We start from the raw sequence: 16773 nt of genomic DNA, 5'->3' as shown, positions 1-16773 counted from the left end.
AACGGGTAAACATTTCCGGATTCTTACACAGCCACTGGATCGGTCAACCGATCCTTAACTGATCGGCATTACAACCGAAGTTGCCGTTTTGCTTTTTATTAGGCGTTATACGCATTCTCGCCGTGGCTGTTGACGTCCAGACCTTCGCGCTCCTGCTCTTCCGGTACGCGCAGCCCAACGGTCATATCCGCCAGCTTATAGCCAATGAAGGCGACAACGGCAGACCACACCACGGTGATAGCGATACTTTCCAGCTGCACCAGCACCTGATGAACCATGGTGACACCTTCTGCGTAGCCCACGCCACCCAGTGATTTCGCGGCGAAGATGCCGGTCATGATACAGCCGACGATGCCGCACACGCCGTGGACGCCGAACACATCGCAAGGGTCATCCACGCGCAGCACGCGTTTCAGTGCGGTGACGCCCCACAGACCTGCCAGGCCCGCGACCAGTCCCACCAGCAGCGCACCACCGACCCCCACATAGCCACACGCGGGGGTGATACCGACCAGACCGGCAATCGCCCCTGAACAGGCACCCAGCAGGGAAGGTTTACCGCGTACCGCCCACTCGCCGAATACCCAGGAGAGAATTGCACCCGCCGTCGCCACAACGGTGTTTACGAAGGCCAGCGCGGCGATTTCGTTCGCGGCACTTGCGGAGCCGGCGTTGAAGCCGAACCAGCCAAAGTAGAGGATAGCCGTACCAGTAAACACCATCGGCAGGTTATGCGGTTTGAACGCCTCTTTACCGAAGCCCACGCGTTTGCCAATCAGGTATGCGCCCACCAGACCCGCTACCGCGGCGTTGATATGTACAACGGTACCGCCCGCAAAGTCCAGCGCGCCGTGCGTTGCCAGCAGACCACCGCCCCAGACCATGTGCGCAATCGGCACATAGGAGAGGGTCAGCCAGACCACCACGAAGATCAGAACGGCAGAGAAACGGATGCGCTCCGCCAGCGCGCCCACGATCAGCCCGACGGTAATGCAGGCGAACGAGCCCTGGAACGCGACGTGGATGTACTGGTAGAAGCTGCCCATCAGCGCGGTAAGCTCAATATTTTTCAACATTACCCAGTCGAAGTTACCAAAGAAGGCGTTACCGGTACCGAAGGCCAGCGAGTAACCGTAAACCACCCACAGCACGCAGACCAGCGCGAACGTCACGGCAACCTGCGTCAGCATGGAGAGAACGTTTTTGCCGCGGATCAGGCCGCCGTAGAACAGCGCAATGCCCGGGATAGACATGAACAGCACCAGCGCGGTGCTGATCATCATAAAGGCGTTATCGGCTTTGTCTGCCACGGCAGGAGCAGCCAGCGCCAGGCCCGGCAGCAGTGCCAGCGAACCCAGACCCGTTTTAAGTGTTGCTATCTTCATTTTCTCGATCCCTATCACTGTGTGCCAGGCGTTATTTACAGTGCCGCTTCGTCAGATTCGCCGGTACGAATGCGAATGACGCGCTGCAGTTCGGCAACGAAAATTTTGCCGTCGCCAATTTTGCCGGTGTAGGCCGCTTTGCTAATCACATCAATCACTTCATCAAGCTGATCGTCAGCAATCGCGACATCAATTTTTACTTTTGGCAGAAAGTTAACGCTGTATTCCGCCCCGCGATAAAGCTCGGCATGACCCTTCTGACGACCAAAGCCTTTCACTTCGGTGACAGTCAGTCCCTGAATACCCATTGAGGACAATGCTTCACGCACGTCTTCCAGTTTGAATGGTTTGATTACCACCGTAACCAGCTTCATAGATCCCCTCCAGTCAGAATTCGGTAATGGCCGCAGCTCACGCAAAAGGTATTGCAAGGGGTGTGCCAGAAATGAAATGGAGGGAGAAAAGCGGTGCGACGAGCGTTATGCCGTCTTCCTTAACGAACCGGCGAAAAAAAACGCACCATGTCGGTGCACGGTGCGTTTCAGAATTGCACCAACAGGAATGACTGTTAGCGCGTTGCTTTGTTTTGGTGCATCAGGCGCTGAGCGACTCTTCCTCGCGCACGCTGGCGGCCAGTTCTTCGCCCGCCAGCTGAAGCTGATACATCTGCCAGTAGCGCCCTTTGGCTTCCAGCAGTTCACGGTGCGTCCCGCGCTCCACGGCTTGTCCACGATGCAGCACCAGAATGGTATCGGCATCGACAATAGTGGAAAGGCGATGGGCAATCACCACCAGCGTCGTATGGTCGCGTACCGCGGCCAGCGCCTGCTGGATAGCCTGCTCGGTGCCGGAGTCAATGCTGGCCGTCGCTTCATCCAGAATCAGCACCTGCGGAGTTTCAATCAGCACCCGCGCCAGCGCGAGAAGCTGCTTTTGCCCAACGGAGAGGTTGTTTCCCTGCTCGCCCAGCCGGGTATTAATCCCGTCGCTAAACCCGCGCGCCAGGTCTGCCAGCTGCACTTTTTCCAGCACCTCCCATACCTGCTCCTGAGAGTAGTCTCGCCCCAGGGTCACGTTGGCGTAGAAGGTATCGGCCAGGACGACCGGATCCTGCTGCACCATCGCGACGCCTTTACGCAACACGTTGTGGCTGAGAGACGCGAGCGGGCGTCCGTCGAGGCGGATTTCGCCTTGCGTGACCGGGTAGTAGCCCATCAACAGGCTGGCGAGCGTGCTCTTGCCGCTTCCCGTATGTCCCACCAGCGCCACGAAACCGCGCGACGGGACATCCAGCGTAATGTCATGCAACACCAGCCGGTCTTCGCGATAGGCAAACGAGACGTTATCAAAGGCAATGGCGCCGCTTTGCAGAGGTCGCTCGTCATGACCGTAGGCCTGGCGCGGCCTGTCCATCAGCTCAAACACGCGCTCGCCGGCGACGACCGCCTGCTGCAGCATCGATTGCTGGGTCGTGAGCTCGATCAGCGGCTCGTTAAGGCGCCCCAGATAGCTAATAAAAGCGTACAGCACGCCCACTTCAATCGTACCGCTTGAGCTCAGGCCAAAGAGCATCAGTAAACCGCAAAGCACCAGCGCAGAGAAAAGGCTGAGCAGCGGACGCAGCAGGAAGCCGTCAAGGCGCAGCGTCTGCATACGCGCCATATAGTGCGATCGGCTGGCTTCGCCCATCCGCTCGCCAAAGCGCGCCTGCTGGCGGAACTGCTGGATGACGCTCATGCCGTTAATCACTTCGTTGAAGCCATCGTTAATGTCGGCCAGATAGGCGCGCACCCGACGCACGATTGGCGTGCTGTAGCGCTGGTAGATGATCATCACGATCAGCACCGCCGGGAAGATGGTAATCGCCACCAGCGCCATGCGCCAGTCGAGGCTGAACATCGCCACCAGCATCGCGCCGATCAGCGCCGCGCTGCGTAACACCGTCGCGACCACGGTGACGTACAGGTCGCGGATCACTTCGGTATCGTTGGTCACGCGCGAAATCACCTGCCCGACCGGCTGGATATCAAACTCGCTGAGCGGCTGGCGAAGCGCCGCGTCCATTACATCCGTGCGCAGCTGCTGAACCACGCCCACGGCGGCACGGTTAAACAGCAGCGACTGCGCATAGTGCAGCCCTGCCGCCGCCAGCTGCAACCCAACGTAGGCCACGCCTAAGCCCGCCACCAGCCCCAGCGGCAGGTAGCTTTTGGCGACCATATTGTCGATGAAGTAGCTGATGAGCAGCGGCCCGCTCACCTCAGCAATCGCCGCTATCCAGAGTAAAAGCACGGCCACGGAGAGGGGTTTGCGCCACGGCGAGCCGTAGGCCAGCAGACGTTTGAGCGTCGGCCACATCGTTCCGAGCTTACGCATTGGTGGCCTCCTGATCCTGTTCCGGCGCATCGTCCAGCGCCGCCTCAAGCTGTTGATAGCGGTACATATCGCGATACCAGCCCGGCTGCTCGGCAAGCGTTTCATGCTGTCCGCGCTGGGCAATGTGTCCGTGCTGTAAGACCAGAATTTCGCTGGCCTCGGTGAGCGCTGACAAACGGTGGGCGCTGATAATCACCGTGCGTCCGTCGCCCCACTGGCGCAGGTTATGCAGAATCTGATGCTCGGTACGACCATCCACGGCGGAGAGCGCATCATCCAGAATGAGGATTTCAGCATTCAGCAGCAGCGCGCGGGCAATCGAGATTCGCTGTTTCTGCCCGCCGGACAGCATGACGCCACGTTCCCCGACTTCCGTTTCGTAGCCCTGCGGCAGACGCAAAATATCGTCATGTACGCTGGCTAAGCGCGCCACGTGTTCGATCTCTTCCTGCGTCGCCGACGGGTGACCAAGCGCAATGTTATTCGCCACGGTGTCCGAAAATAAAAACGGCGTCTGGCTGACTACCGCCAGACGGCCACGCCACTCGTCCAGCAGCAGGTTCGCCAGGGGGATATCATGGAAACGGATATCGCCCTCGGTGACGTCAAAGTGGCGCTGAAGCAGAGAGAGCACGGTACTTTTTCCGGACCCCGTCGGGCCGCAGATGCCCAGCATCTGGCCCGGCCGCAGTGTAAAGCTAACGTTCTCCAGCACCGGATGTTCCGTTTGCGGATAGACAAATTTGCGAACGTCGACGTTCATTATGCCGCGCCCTTCCGGCACCGCTTCGCTGCCGTCATTGACCACCGGCGCTTCGGCCAGCATGGCGCGGATGCGGCTGTAGGCGGCGCTGCCGCGCTCTACGATATTAAACATCCAGGCCAGCGCCAGCATCGGCCAGATCATCAGCCCCAGATACATCGCAAAGCTGGTCAATTGCCCCAGGGTCAATGTGCCCTGCACCACCATCCAGCTCCCGCCGCCAATCGCCAGCAGGTTTGCCATGCCGATTGCGACATAAATCGTTGGATCAAATCGCGCATCAATACGCGCGACGCGCATGTTTTTCGCCCCCGTGTCTGCCGCATCGGCCGCAAACAGCGCGGACTGCCGATCTTCCAGGCCAAACGCTTTGATCATGCGGATGCTGGTCATGCTCTCCTGGGTGCGATCGTTCAGAGAAGAAAACGCCGCCTGCGCCAGCTTGAAGCGCTCGTGCAACTGTTCGCCGTAGCGATTGATCGCCAGCGCCATGATCGGCATCGGCAGCAGGGCAAGCAGGGTTAATTGCCAGCTGATCTGCGTGGACATGACGATCAGCACCGCACAGCCCATCACCAGCGAATCCACCAGCGTCAGCACCCCTTCCCCGGCGGCAAAGACCACGCGATCGACGTCGTTCGTCGCGCGGGCAATGAGATCCCCGGTGCGATGACGCAGATAAAATTCGGGATGCTGTCGGCTCAGCTGGCGGTAAAAATCTTCACGCAGCTCAACGGCCAGCTGATAGGACGCACCAAACAGCAGCACGCGCCAGACGTAGCGCAGGAGATAAACAATGACCGCCGTCAGCACCAGTGTGCCAACCCACATCAACACCCGTGCGGTGGTGTAATGCTGTTCAGTGACGCCATCCACGACGTAGCCCACCACCTTCGGCGGGATCAGCTGCAAAATGGCAATGATAATAAGCAGGGCGACTGCACCGAGGTAGCGTTGCCACTCCCGACGAAAGTACCAGCTTAATTGGGCAAATAATCGCACGCGGTTTGTTCCTGAAGGTATTTTACGAAGTTATTCAATGGGTAAGGCTGTGGTGTACTTAATCTGTTCCATGGCGAAGCTTGAGGTGACGTCCGACAAGCCCGGGACGCTGTTCACCAGCCGCTTGTAGAAATCATCATAGCGCTTCATGTCAGCCACCTGGACGCGCATCAGGTAATCGTACTCGCCGGCCATACGCCAGAAGCCGAGCACCTCGGGCATCTCAGACACCTGAGTGACGAAGCGGCAATACCACTCGCTGCTGTGGTGTTGGGTTTTTATCAGCACAAATGCCGTCAGCCCAAGCCCCAGTTTTTCGGGATCGAGTAATGCGACGCGCCCCAGAAGAATGCCGTCATCTTCCAGCTTTTTTAGGCGCTTCCAGCACGGTGTGGTGGTCAGATTAACGGCATCTGCCAGCGCCTGCAAAGAGAGGGTACAGTCACTTTGCAGCAATGAAAGGAGCTTGCGGTCAATTTTATCTAGCATACCCACCTCATAGAGAAAATTTTTCTCCCTTCATTCTATTTTAAAGGCCAGATAGCAACAATTTTTTCTGTGCTTTTCGCTATGCTGGGCACAAAATGACAAACGGATAACTACGATGAATAGCACCTGGGTTAAACATGCCATCAGCGAAATCAATGCCGACTACCAGCGCTCGGCAGATACCCACCTGATTCGCCTCCCCCTGCCGGGATTTGACGGTATTCAGCTCTACCTGAAGGATGAAAGCACCCATCCTACCGGTAGCCTGAAGCATCGCCTGGCGCGCTCTCTGTTTTTATACGGTTTGTGCAACGGCTGGATCAAAGAAGGCACGACCATTATTGAATCCTCATCCGGTTCAACGGCGGTGTCTGAAGCCTATTTCGCTCGTCTGCTGGGCCTGCCGTTTATCGCCGTGATGCCCTCCTGCACCGCAAAACGAAAAATCGAGCAGATCGAATTTTACGGCGGACGTTGCCATTTTGTGGAAAGCGCCTGCGAAATCTACGCCGCCTCTGAAATGCTCGCCCGCGAGCTAAACGGCCACTATATGGACCAGTTCACCTTTGCCGAGCGCGCAACGGACTGGCGCGGCAATAACAACATTGCCGACAGTATTTTCCGCCAGATGACCCACGAACCGCATCCGGTTCCGTCGTACATTGTGATGAGCGCCGGTACGGGCGGCACGTCAGCCACTATCGGACGCTACATTCGCTGTCAGGGCTACGATACCCAGCTGATGGTAGTTGACCCCCAGAACTCCGTGTTCCTCGACTACTGGCAAAGCCGCGATGCCGGCCTGCGCAGTCCGGTGGGCAGTAAAATTGAAGGAATTGGCCGCCCGCGCGTGGAACCGTCGTTCATTCCTGACGTTGTCGACGAAATGCTCCGCGTGCCGGACGCCGCCAGCGTCGCCACCGCGCACTGGCTGGAAACGCAGCTTGGGCGCAAAGTGGGCGCATCAACGGGCACCAACATGTGGGGCGCACTGCAGCTTGCGGCACGCATGCGCGAGGAAGGCCGTACCGGCTCCATCGTCACGCTGCTGTGCGACAGCGGCGAGCGCTACCTTGAGACCTACTACAATGCGGAGTGGGTACAGGCCAACATCGGCGACATCACCCCGTGGAAAGCGCAGATTGCGCAGCTGCTGGAATAAAAAAAAGCCAGACCGAAGTCTGGCTTGCTGGAAGGGTCTCACTATTCGGGGGAATATGGGAGGTTGTTGTTGTCCAGCCAATGCGTCAAAAAATGGGACACCGCTTCGTTGCCGCAGTGTCCGATAACCGGTAGATGAGGAAGCTCTGCGATCAGCTGCGGCATCGCATTCCCCATAATCAGGCCGCGCCCCACGCTGCCCAGCATTTCACGGTCATTCATGGCGTCGCCAAACGCCATACACTCCTGCAGCGTTAAGCCCAGGTGGTCGCTGAGCACCGCCAGGGCTGAACCTTTGTTACAGCCCACCGGCAGGACTTCAAGACAATCCACCGCCGAGAAGGTCAGGTGCGCCCGGTCGCCCAGCGCCTCATTTAATTGAATGCGTAAGCGGCAAAGATCGTCGTGATCGCCACAGAAGCAAATCTTGGTCACCGCGTGGGCAGGGATCCGGCGCAGATCGATAAGCTGGTATTTGAAGCCGCTATAAACATGCGCGTGCAACAATTCGGGGATTTCGCTTCCGGTAAACCAGCCTTGATCGTTGAATACGTGGATACTGGCCTGCGTGTCCCACGTGCTGTGCAGAACAGTATCCGCCACTTCCGGGTTGAGATCCTGGCGGTGCAGCACCTCTCCTTCAACGGTGTGAATGCGCGTTCCGTTACCCGTGATTAAAAACGCATCCAGGGAAAACGTGCCCAGCAGATGACGCATCTCCAGCACGTGGCGGCCAGTGGCAAATGTCAGGGTGACATCACGCTCGCGCAGACGCTTCAGGGTACTCAGCGTTTTCTCCCCCAGACGGTGATCCGGCATTAACAACGTACCGTCCATATCAAATGCAGCGAGGCGGGCCATGATTACTCCTGAAATGTGATGCGATTAACTTGTGCATCAGTATCGTGTGAGATATACGGAAGTAATAGTGAATAGATGAAAATTATTGTTCCGGGTTTCTTATGCGCCAGCTTAACCGTCTTAACCAGTATCAACGCCTGTGGCAACCTTCCGCTGGCGCTCCACAGCAGGTCACCATAAGTGAGCTTGCCAGCCGCTGTTTTTGTAGCGAGCGGCATGTCCGCACCCTGCTGCGTCAGGCTCAGGAGGCGGGCTGGCTCAGCTGGCACGCGCGGTCTGGTCGCGGCAAGCGCGGTGAGCTGACGTTCCATGCCAGCCCGGAGTCACTGCGCAATGCGATGATGGAAGAGGCGCTGAAGAGCGGGCAGCAGCATAACGCGCTGGAGCTGGCCCAGCTTGCTCCTGAAGCACTGAGATCGTTGTTGCATCCGTTTTTAGGCGGACAGTGGCAAAACGACACGCCGACGCTGCGCATCCCCTACTATCGCTCGCTGGAGCCGCTTCAGCCGGGCTTTTTGCCTGGCCGGGCGGAGCAGCATCTGGCAGGACAGGTATTTTCAGGCTTGACGCGTTTTAACGGTAACAGCAGTGAACCCACGGGCGATCTCGCGCATCACTGGGAGGTCTCTGCTGACGGGCTGCGCTGGCATTTCTACATTCGCTCCACCCTGCACTGGCATAACGGCGATAAAATAGAAACGGCGCAGCTCCAGCGAAGCCTGACGGCACTGTTGACGCTTCCCGCCCTGCGCACCCTGTTCAGGAGCGTTTTACGTCTCGAAACAACGCATCCACAGTGTCTGACATTTATGCTGCATCAACCGGACTATTGGCTGGCGCACAGGCTGGCAACCTACTGCAGCCGTCTGGCGCATCCCGACTATCCTGAACTTGGCTGCGGCCCTTTCCGGCTGGCCGCCTTTGAGCCCGACCTGGTTCGTCTGGAAAGCCATGAGCAATACCACCTGAGCCATCCGCTGCTCAAAGCCATCGAATACTGGATCACCCCCCAGCTGTTTGATTACAGGCTGGGCACCAGCTGTCGTCACCCGGTGCAAATCGCGATTGGCGAGGCCGATGAGCTTGAAACCCTGAGGCTGGTCAGCAGCAGCACCAGCCTGGGCTTCTGTTACCTCACGCTGAAACAGAGCGCGCTTCTGAGTGAGATCCAGGCGAAGCGGCTTATCAATATCATCCATCTCTCCAGGCTTCTGCACACGCTTCCGCTCAACGAAGGACTCATTACGCCCACCGGGGAACTGCTTCCCGGCTGGACAATCCCCGAATGGCCTGACTTAACGGACGTTGCCCTGCCTGAGGCGCTGACGCTGGTTTACCATCTTCCCGTTGAGCTTCACACCATGGCCAGCCAGTTAAAGGCGTACCTGGCGCGACAGGGTTGTGACCTGACCGTCATCTTCCACGACGCCAAGACGTGGGACGGATGCCAGCAGCTTGCCGATGCAGACATCATGATGGGGGACAGGCTGATTGGCGAAGCGCCAGCGTATACGCTTGAGCAGTGGCTGCGCTGCGATGCCCTGTGGCCGCACGTGTTAAGCGCACCGGCCTACGCCCATCTGCAAGCCACGCTGGATGCGGTGCAGTCTCAGGCCGAAGCTCGGGACCGACACGCCGGTCTGCAAGCCATTTTCAACCGCCTGATGGAGAATGCGGTGCTGACGCCGCTTTTTAACTATCAATATCAAATCAGCGCCCCGCCGGGAGTCAACGGCATACGCCTCAACACCCGCGGCTGGTTTGATTTTACCGAAGCCTGGCTTCCCGCCCCCAAATCGTGAAGAAGCTGGTCGCCGCCGTAGCCAGACGGTAACATAACGTTTTTACCGTAACAGTCGAGATGATTTATGAAACGTGCCGTCGTCGTGTTCAGCGGAGGACAAGACTCTACAACCTGCCTGGTTCAGGCCCTTCATCAGTATGATGAAGTTCACTGTGTGACTTTCGATTATGGCCAGCGTCACCGCGCTGAAATCGACGTTGCCCGTGAACTGGCCCTTAAACTGGGGGCACGCGCGCACAAGGTGCTGGACGTTACGCTGTTAAATGAACTGGCCGTCAGCAGCCTCACCCGGGACAGTATTCCTGTACCGGACTACGAACCCGATGCCAGCGGCATTCCGAACACGTTTGTGCCGGGGCGTAATATTCTGTTCCTGACCCTGACGGCGATTTATGCCTATCAGGTAAAAGCCGAAGCGGTAATTACGGGCGTATGCGAGACCGACTTCTCAGGATACCCGGACTGCCGCGATGAGTTTGTCAAAGCGCTCAACCACGCCGTCAATCTGGGGATGGCGAAAGAGACGCGCTTTGAAGCCCCGCTCATGTGGCTGGATAAAGCCGAAACCTGGGCGCTGGCCGACTACTGGGGCAAGCTGGATTTGGTTCGCAGCGAAACCCTCACCTGCTATAACGGCATCAAAGGCGACGGTTGCGGCCAGTGCGCCGCCTGTAATCTGCGCGCTAACGGGCTTAACCATTACCTGGCTGATAAAGTCGGCGTGATGGCGGCAATGAAGCAAAAGACCGGACTTAAATAGCGTTTTTTGACCGTGCTGTCGCAAAACAGGTGTCGACAGCACGAGTGCGCCTTAATATGTCTTATACGATCATCAACTCCAGCTTTTCCCGCAATTCCCCTTCCAGCGGCAGCGCTTTCTGAGTTTTCAGATCGATACAGACAAAGGTGATCAGTGCATCAGCCACCACCTGCCCTTCTGGATCGAGCGTCACCACCTGGCTTAACACGCCGCTCTTGCCGTTTAGCTGTTGTACCTGGCTGGTCACGGTGAGCACATCGCCCAGCACGGCCGGACGGCGATAGTTAATGTTGATATTGACGACCACGAACGCGATGTTGTGCGCGGTCAGCCACTGAAAGCTTTCGCTGTTTTCCAGCCCGTCCCAGCGCGCTTCTTCAAGAAACTCGAGATAGCGAGCGTTATTGACGTGCTGATAAACATCAAGATGGAAACCGCGTACTTTGATTTTTGTCTGCATAGCGCAATAGCCTTTCATTGTTATAGGATCAGAGGTCATAACTGGTATGACCTCTTTATCCTGGCAAACTTTTGCCGCAGTGCAAGAAATTGCGTTATTACAGTGTCAGGTGTGAGAGGTTGCGCTCAACCAGCGCGCTGCCCATGCCCGGAACCTGTTTGAGATCGTCGACCGTTTTGAATGGGCCGTACTCTTCACGATAGCTGACGATAGCCTGCGCTTTTTTCAGGCCCACGCCATTCATTGCGCGGGCGAGATCCTCTGCCGAGGCCGAGTTAATGCTGACCCGCGTACCGTCATCATCCGCATTTTTACCGACGTCAGCCGCTTTGGTCTGCCCTTGTACCGGCGCGGCCGCGTCAGACTTGCTCTGCGTAGCCTGTGGTTTGGCGGCGGTCGCCGCCGCCTGCGCGCCCGCGCTCATCCCGGTGGTGGCAATAGCCAGCGTAATTAACAGTGCTTTGATTCCACATTTCATGCTGTTATCTCCTTGTTTGTTGACAGCCACGCAACGATAGCCGCCTGTGAAAACAGGCACAAACAGCAGATTGCAGAAATGGAAAAGGCCGCGAAAGCGGCCTTTAGTTTTTGCAGAGCGTTACGAAAATCTGCGAGCAGACACGTAATTACTGCTGCTGGGTCATGACATCGCCCAGCTTGATTTTGGCGTCTTTACGCAGGTTGCTCATCATGGCTTCGAAAGCAATCTGAGCATTGTTCTGAGTAATGCCCTGAACCATCGCCTTCTTCTGCGCTTCTGGCAGAGTGCCGGCTTTCACGTCGTCCAGCGCCAGCAGAACAACGTTACCCTGCATATCGGTGGTGGTACCGAAGCTTGGCTTGTCTTTTGCCGGTAGCGTCAGGCTAAACGCGGCCTGGCTGATTGGGTCCTGACCGGTGCGGCTCAGCGTTTTCGCCTCACCGAAGCTCAGACCTGCCGCTTTCAGCGCGTCCTGTTTACCCGCTTTCAGATCGGCCAGAATCTTCTCAGCGTCCAGTTTAGCCTGCTGTTCTGCTTTGTTGTGCTTAACCTGAGCGACGACCTGATCCTTCACTTCCGCCAGCGGTTTGACCGCTTCTGGCTTGTGCTCGCTGACGCGCAGAACAAAGGCGCGATCGCCGTCAACGGTAATGATGTCAGAGTTGCTGCCCGGCGTGCCGTTCTCGCCCACCAGACCACCGTTAAAGATGGCATCAGAAACCGGTTTGAAGTTCAGCTCTTCCGGCAGGTTGTCGCGACCAAACCAGCCGGTCTCAACCGCTTTCACACCCGCCGCCTGCTCTGCACCTGCCAGAGATTCGTTGTCGTTGCTGGCAGCATCGCTCACCTTCTGCTGCAGCGCGTAGTAGGCATCCAGGGCTTTTTCCTGTTTCACTTTCGCGGCGATATCATCACGAACCTCAGCCAGCGGCTTGGTTTTCGCCGGGGTGATGTCGTCCAGACGCACGACCAGGAAACCAACGGATGATTTAATCACACCAGACAGCTGGCCTTTCTCTTTCAGGCCGGCATTTTTCAGCTCGTCGGGCGTGGTTGCGTCTTCCAGCCAGCCCATATCACCGCCGTTTTTCGCAGAGATAATGTCGGTGGATTTCGCTTTCGCAAGGGTGGCGAAATCAGCGCCTTTGTTCAGCTCATCCAGTACCGCCTTAGCATCTGCTTCAGTTTTGGTCTGAATCACGCTGTAGCGGTTACGCTGCGGCTGAGTGAACTGATCCTGATGCTGGTCGTAGTAAGACTGGATCTCGGCATCAGACGCGCTTTCCTGCAGCGCAGCTGCATCCAGCTTGATGTAGCTGACGCGGAACTGCTCCGGAGAAACAAAGGCGTTTTTATTCTGCTCGTAGTAAGCATTAACGTCTGCGTCGCTCACCTGCTGTTTCGCCGCCAGGGCGTTCACATCAATGGTCGCTTCACGGACCACACGCTGCTGGGCCACCAGCGCGGCCAGTTCGTCGGTTTCACCTTTAAGCATGAAATCGGTACCCACGACAGCGTTAATGAGCTGCTGGGTCGTCAACTGGTTACGCAGCGCCTGCGCGTACTGATCCGCCGTCATGCCCATCTGGTTAACGATACTGTTGTAACGCGCGTTGTCGAATTTACCGTTAGACTGGAATGCCTGAGTGGCGAAGATCGCTTTTTTGACCTGCTCGTCGCTGATGCCAAGGCCCAGCTTTTTGGCATACTGATCCAGCAGCGCTTCGTCGATAAGACGGTTCAGTGTCTGTTGGCGCAGGGTTTTCATGTACCCTTCATTCGCCGCCAGTTCAGAGAATTGGTCGCCCAGCTGTTGCTGCATACGGTTACGCTCACCGGCAAAAGCATTCTCGAACTGACCACGGCTGATTTCCTGGCCATTCACTTTTGCGGCATAGTTCGCGCCACCGCCAATAAGGTAACTGCTCACGCCGGTCAATATGAACGACACGATAATGATACCGAAAATAATCTTGAGCACGAGACTGTTAGCAGCCGTGCGTAAGCTGTCCATCATGGTGTAACAACACTCCGCTGTAGGTGACTGGTTACCTGACGCTGACGGAAAATCCTGCCCGTCGCGCGTGAAGGCGTATTGTGACAAGAAAACGGGGCGATTGTCAGCCCACAACTCGCATAAACTCGCACAAATCAGGTCTGGACAAACAAAAAAGGCACATCAAACGATGCGCCCTTGTACTATCCGGCTTCCCTGAAACGGGAAAGCAATCAGTTTACTGCGTCTTTCAGCGCTTTACCTGCACGGAAACCCGGCACTTTAGCAGCAGCAATGGTGATCTCTTTACCGGTCTGAGGGTTGCGGCCAGTACGGGCAGCACGCTCTTTAACAGCAAAAGTACCGAAGCCTACCAGTGCAACGTCGTCCCCAGCCTGCAGAGATTCAGTAACAGAAGCAATTAATGCATCTAACGCACGTCCAGCTGCAGCTTTAGAAATATCAGCACCAGCAGCAATTTTGTCAATCAGTTGAGATTTATTCACTGTTCTCTTCCTCTCTTTATAATTTATATCGCGCCTGAGTCCTTCACAACGCGACCGCGCAGCAGTTATATCAGGCCTGCCATGACCTTACAACACCCGTTGTTGATGGCTGACCTAATCAGCAATCTAAATTAGCTATACAAAAAAAGGCTGGCAAGTGCGAAATGACTTACCAGCCTTGTTTTTATTGACGCTCTTTGCGCGAGGTCACTATTTTGCGGTTACAACCTGCATTCCGGAGGGTTCATTCTGCAGTGCGAGACTGAGAACTTCCTCAATTCGCTTAACAGGATGGATCTGCAGATCGGCAATCACGTTGTCCGGAATCTCTTCCAGATCGCGTTTATTTTCGTAAGGGATCAATACGGTTTTGATCCCACCGCGGTGTGCCGCCAGCAGTTTTTCTTTTAACCCGCCGATTGGCAGGACCTGACCGCGCAGGGTGATTTCACCGGTCATTGCCACATCGGCACGTACCGGGTTGCCCGTCAGACAGGAAACCAGAGCGGTACACATGGCAATACCCGCGCTTGGGCCATCTTTCGGCGTCGCCCCTTCAGGAACGTGAACGTGAATGTCGCGTTTTTCGTAGAAATCCGGGTTGATACCCAGTTTTTCCGCGCGCGCGCGCACCACGGTCAGCGCAGCCTGGATGGACTCCTGCATCACTTCACCCAGCGAGCCGGTGTAGGTCAGCTTGCCTTTGCCCGGCACACAGGCGGTTTCGATGGTCAGCAGATCGCCGCCCACTTCCGTCCATGCCAGACCGGTCACCTGACCCACGCGGTTTTCGTTATCCGCGCGGCCATAGTCGAAGCGCTGAACGCCCAGGTAGGCATGCAGATTGTCACCGTTAATCACGATGTGCTTCAGGCTCTTATCCAGCAGCAGCTGTTTTACCGCCTTACGGCACAGCTTAGATATTTCGCGCTCAAGGCTACGCACGCCCGCTTCACGGGTGTAGTAGCGAATGATGCCGATAATCGCGCTGTCCTCGACGGTCAGCTCGTTGGCTTTCAGCGCGTTACGCTCAATCTGCTTCGGCAGCAGGTGCTGTTTAGCAATGTTCAGCTTTTCGTCTTCGGTATAACCGGAGAGGCGGATCACTTCCATACGGTCCAGCAGCGGTGCCGGTATGTTCATGGAGTTGGAGGTCGCCACGAACATTACATCGCTGAGGTCGTAGTCCACTTCCAGATAGTGATCGCTGAACGCCACGTTCTGTTCTGGATCAAGCACTTCCAGCAGAGCAGACGCCGGGTCGCCGCGCATGTCCGACGACATTTTGTCGATCTCATCAAGCAGGAACAGCGGGTTTTTAACACCCACTTTCGCCATTTTCTGGATCAGTTTACCCGGCATAGAACCGATGTAGGTACGGCGGTGACCACGGATTTCCGCTTCATCACGCACGCCGCCCAGCGCCATACGGATGTACTTACGTCCGGTCGCTTTAGCGATGGACTGGCCCAGAGAGGTTTTACCCACCCCCGGCGGTCCTACCAGGCACAGAATTGGGCCTTTAATTTTGTTTACACGGCTCTGTACCGCGAGGTACTCAAGGATGCGGTCTTTCACACGTTCCAGGCCGTAATGGTCAGTATCGAGGATCTCCTGGGCCTGACGCAGGTCTTTCTTGACCTTGCTGCGGGCGTTCCACGGAACCTGCACCATCCACTCAATGTAGCCGCGCACGACGGTTGCTTCAGCCGACATCGGAGACATCATTTTCAGCTTCTGCAGTTCTGCTTCGGCTTTCTCTTTCGCCTCTTTCGGCATCTTCGCCGCGTCGATCTTACGCTTCAGCGCTTCGTTTTCGTCCGGTGCGTCGTCCATCTCGCCCAGCTCTTTCTGAATGGCCTTCATTTGCTCATTCAGATAGTACTCACGCTGAGATTTTTCCATCTGCTTTTTCACGCGGTTACGAATGCGCTTCTCAACCTGCAGCAGATCGATTTCAGACTCCATCATCGCCATCAGGTATTCCAGACGTTCGTTAACGTCGGACATCTCCAGCACGGACTGTTTGTCAGCCAGCTTCAGCGGCATGTGTGCAGCGATGGTGTCCGCCAGACGCGCAGGATCGTCGATGCTGTTCAGCGACGTCAGCACTTCTGGTGGGATTTTCTTGTTCAGCTTGATATAGCCTTCGAACTGGCTAATCGCGGTACGTACCAGCACTTCCTGCTCGCGCTCATCAAGTTCAGGCGAATCAAGGTACTCTGCCTTGGCAGAGAAGTGTTCGCCATCGTCTGACAGGGTGGTAATACGCGCCCGCTGCAGGCCTTCGACCAGCACCTTCACGGTGCCGTCCGGCAGCTTCAGCATTTGTAAAATAGAGGCCACGGTCCCGACGGTGAAAAGATCGTTTACACCCGGCTCATCCGTTGATGCTTCTTTCTGGGCCACCAGCATGATTTTTTTATCATGATCCATGGCGGCTTCGAGGCAACGGATAGATTTTTCCCGCCCTACAAATAAGGGTATGACCATGTGCGGATAAACCACCACATCGCGCAACGGCAATACGGGGATTTCAATGCGTTCAGAACGCTCAGGATTCATAGAGCTCTCTCTTAGTTTAGTGTCCGCCAGGTAAGCTGGTCATGTCACAGTGCTTCACATAACCATTAACATGTATCCAGTATATGGGGATGTTTCCCACACATTCAACGCTATGAATACGGAAAAAGTAAAGGGGAGATAAAATCCCCCCTTTTTGATTAACT

The 16773-nt window shown here is 56.4% G+C and carries 14 protein-coding genes; 3 read left to right on the top strand and 11 right to left on the bottom strand.

All coding sequences use genetic code 11. The features are described 5' to 3' along the window. Window positions 1-98: 98 nt before the first annotated feature. The 5 genes from amtB to IM299_RS10750 all read right to left on the bottom strand — a co-directional run bounded on the left by amtB (window position 99) and on the right by IM299_RS10750 (window position 6015). A complete protein-coding gene (gene amtB / locus IM299_RS10770) occupies window positions 99-1385 on the bottom strand; it encodes an ammonium transporter AmtB (protein ID WP_014882787.1) in 1287 nt (428 codons plus the stop codon). 35 nt (window positions 1386-1420) lie between these two features. Then, the gene (glnK, locus tag IM299_RS10765) at window positions 1421-1759 is read right to left on the bottom strand and encodes a P-II family nitrogen regulator (protein ID WP_008503304.1); all 339 of its coding nucleotides are present in this window, start codon (window positions 1757-1759) and stop codon (window positions 1421-1423) included. Window positions 1760-1979: 220 nt separating this feature from the next. Beyond that, entirely contained in the window at window positions 1980-3761 is a 1782-nt protein-coding gene (locus IM299_RS10760; RefSeq protein WP_193357467.1) for a SmdB family multidrug efflux ABC transporter permease/ATP-binding protein, read from the bottom strand. Beyond that, window positions 3754-5526 carry a SmdA family multidrug ABC transporter permease/ATP-binding protein gene (locus IM299_RS10755; protein WP_045631409.1) on the bottom strand — a complete coding sequence of 591 codons (1773 nt, stop codon included), beginning with the start codon at window positions 5524-5526 and terminating at the stop codon, window positions 3754-3756. The genes IM299_RS10760 and IM299_RS10755 overlap by 8 nt, the downstream gene beginning before the upstream one ends. A 30-nt stretch (window positions 5527-5556) precedes the next feature. Continuing rightward, window positions 5557-6015 carry an Lrp/AsnC family transcriptional regulator gene (locus IM299_RS10750; protein WP_008503307.1) on the bottom strand — a complete coding sequence of 153 codons (459 nt, stop codon included), beginning with the start codon at window positions 6013-6015 and terminating at the stop codon, window positions 5557-5559. Between the two features lie 115 nt (window positions 6016-6130). On the opposite strand from IM299_RS10750, the gene IM299_RS10745 reads away from it, so the two are divergent. After that, entirely contained in the window at window positions 6131-7177 is a 1047-nt protein-coding gene (locus tag IM299_RS10745; RefSeq protein ID WP_041911077.1) for a PLP-dependent cysteine synthase family protein, read from the top strand. A gap of 41 nt (window positions 7178-7218) precedes the next feature. Here the strand turns inward: IM299_RS10745 and cof are convergent, their stop codons facing one another. Beyond that, window positions 7219-8037, bottom strand: coding sequence for an HMP-PP phosphatase (gene cof / locus IM299_RS10740; protein ID WP_193357466.1), 819 nt, complete (start codon window positions 8035-8037; stop codon window positions 7219-7221). 101 nt (window positions 8038-8138) lie between these two features. Between cof and IM299_RS10735 the strand changes: the two genes are divergently transcribed. Together IM299_RS10735 and queC are read left to right on the top strand one after the other, a co-directional pair. Beyond that, window positions 8139-9839, top strand: a complete 1701-nt coding sequence (locus tag IM299_RS10735; RefSeq protein WP_193357465.1) for an SgrR family transcriptional regulator — start codon at window positions 8139-8141, stop codon at window positions 9837-9839. Between the two features lie 66 nt (window positions 9840-9905). Further along, window positions 9906-10601 (top strand): 7-cyano-7-deazaguanine synthase QueC, encoded by a 696-nt coding sequence (queC, locus tag IM299_RS10730; protein WP_193357464.1) that lies wholly within the window; start codon window positions 9906-9908, stop codon window positions 10599-10601. 61 nt (window positions 10602-10662) lie between these two features. Here queC and IM299_RS10725 read toward each other — a convergent pair whose 3' ends face one another. From IM299_RS10725 to lon, 5 genes are all read right to left on the bottom strand, one after another. Next, window positions 10663-11061, bottom strand: a complete 399-nt coding sequence (locus IM299_RS10725) for a YbgC/FadM family acyl-CoA thioesterase (protein ID WP_014830880.1) — start codon at window positions 11059-11061, stop codon at window positions 10663-10665. A gap of 97 nt (window positions 11062-11158) precedes the next feature. Then, the gene (locus IM299_RS10720) at window positions 11159-11539 is read right to left on the bottom strand and encodes a helix-hairpin-helix domain-containing protein (protein ID WP_041911079.1); all 381 of its coding nucleotides are present in this window, start codon (window positions 11537-11539) and stop codon (window positions 11159-11161) included. A gap of 148 nt (window positions 11540-11687) precedes the next feature. Continuing rightward, window positions 11688-13559, bottom strand: coding sequence for a peptidylprolyl isomerase (ppiD, locus tag IM299_RS10715; protein WP_028012162.1), 1872 nt, complete (start codon window positions 13557-13559; stop codon window positions 11688-11690). 212 nt (window positions 13560-13771) lie between these two features. Next, complete coding sequence (gene hupB / locus IM299_RS10710) at window positions 13772-14044, bottom strand: nucleoid-associated protein HU-beta (protein ID WP_002444653.1); 273 nt, start codon at window positions 14042-14044, stop codon at window positions 13772-13774. Window positions 14045-14254: 210 nt separating this feature from the next. Continuing rightward, on the bottom strand, window positions 14255-16609 hold the full coding sequence (gene lon, locus IM299_RS10705) for an endopeptidase La (RefSeq protein ID WP_023334706.1): 2355 nt from the start codon (window positions 16607-16609) through the stop codon (window positions 14255-14257). Window positions 16610-16773 lie beyond the last annotated feature (164 nt).

This window comes from Enterobacter cloacae complex sp. P47BA (assembly GCF_014930485.1).
Classification (GTDB): Bacteria; Pseudomonadota; Gammaproteobacteria; order Enterobacterales; family Enterobacteriaceae; genus Enterobacter; species Enterobacter bugandensis.
The sequence above is the reverse complement of the archived record's forward strand: the minus strand, read 5'-3'. Positions and strand labels throughout refer to the sequence as shown.